Consider the following 1,174-nt stretch of genomic DNA (forward strand, 5'->3'; position numbering starts at 1 on the left):
GATCGCGGGCCGACTCCGACCGGCCTGTTCACGCGTTCCTGGTCGCGATCGCCAATCAAAAAAACCTCTGCAATATGCGGAGAAGCAGCGTAGTGGTGTACAACGGTATCGTTTTTCTCGGAGGCCAGACTGCGGAAGACTGGAGTCTCGATATTCGAGGCCAGACGAGTCGGGCGCTCGAACGGTACACAAATACCTCGCCGAAGCCGGTACGGACAAGAGCCGGCTGCTTACGGCGCAGATCTGGCTGAAACGTATCAAAGACGACTTCGAGGGGATGAACGAAGTCTGGAATGCTTGGGCCACACCGGGTGCGCCCCCGACTCGTGCGACGGCGCAGTGCGAGTTAGGGCATCCGGAACTGCTTATTGAGATCGTCGTGAGCGCCGCTGCGACTTGCGTCTCGAAGTCTCCGGCGTAATGGAGCCGCAAAATCAGAGAGAGAGAGGTTGAAATAGCCACCCCATAAGGTGATCCGACTCCGAGGGAGATGGCGCACGCATGACATGGTCGGCCTTCGCGGCGCACTCGGCGTACCGTGCCGGTCGGGAGCGGCGTCGCCGCCGCTACAGCCACAAGTTCGAGGCTCAGGCCGGCGCGTCTGACGGGACTATCCGTAGACCACCGCCGGAGCCTTATCGTCTCAGCAACTGCGACGTTTCAGGGAATTCGTCGAGCGGCATATCGCCGACAAAATGGCCCGGAGGATCTGTCTCTTCTTGTTGGCCTCACTCGATTCTTCTTTTTTAAGCTGTTCAAACGCATTGTCGACATCGCCGCCGACAGGGTGGATGACAGGCGGGCGGATCGAGGCAGAGCCCGGGTCGATGCAGTGAGTTTTCTAAATGGCCCGTGCGATTCAAAAAGAAAACGGAAACCCTAAGACGGACACTGTAGATCGGAGCGCGGCACGCCGTTCAGCTCTGTTTTGCTATGCAGTGCCCCACCGGGAGATGACATTGAAACAAATAATCATGAGTATTCTGGGCGCTGCAGCAATGGCGGGTGTTTCTACATCAATTGCGCAGAGCGCTAGGGATATCCGCGGTGCAGACCCGGTCGTTCCACTCACAAGCGAACCGGCGCCGCGAATCGTTGTTGATCCTCCTCTTGCCGACTCGCTTGCAAAGGGTTTCGTGTTTATCCAATATCGCACCGAGAACCTGCACATCGT

1 protein-coding gene and 1 pseudogene are annotated in these 1,174 nt (G+C 57.8%); both read left to right on the forward strand.

The window, feature by feature from the left end:
• Positions 1 to 74 precede the first annotated feature (74 nt).
• A pseudogene (locus AWB67_RS38250) lies at positions 75 to 421 on the forward strand (RidA family protein).
• Positions 422 to 845: 424 nt separating this feature from the next.
• The coding region (locus tag AWB67_RS42835; RefSeq protein WP_235025616.1) for a DUF6130 family protein at positions 846 to 1,174 on the forward strand (329 nt) is incomplete at its 3' end.

Origin of the sequence: Caballeronia terrestris, assembly GCF_001544515.1 — a bacterium.
In the GTDB taxonomy this organism is placed as follows: domain Bacteria; phylum Pseudomonadota; class Gammaproteobacteria; order Burkholderiales; family Burkholderiaceae; genus Caballeronia; species Caballeronia terrestris.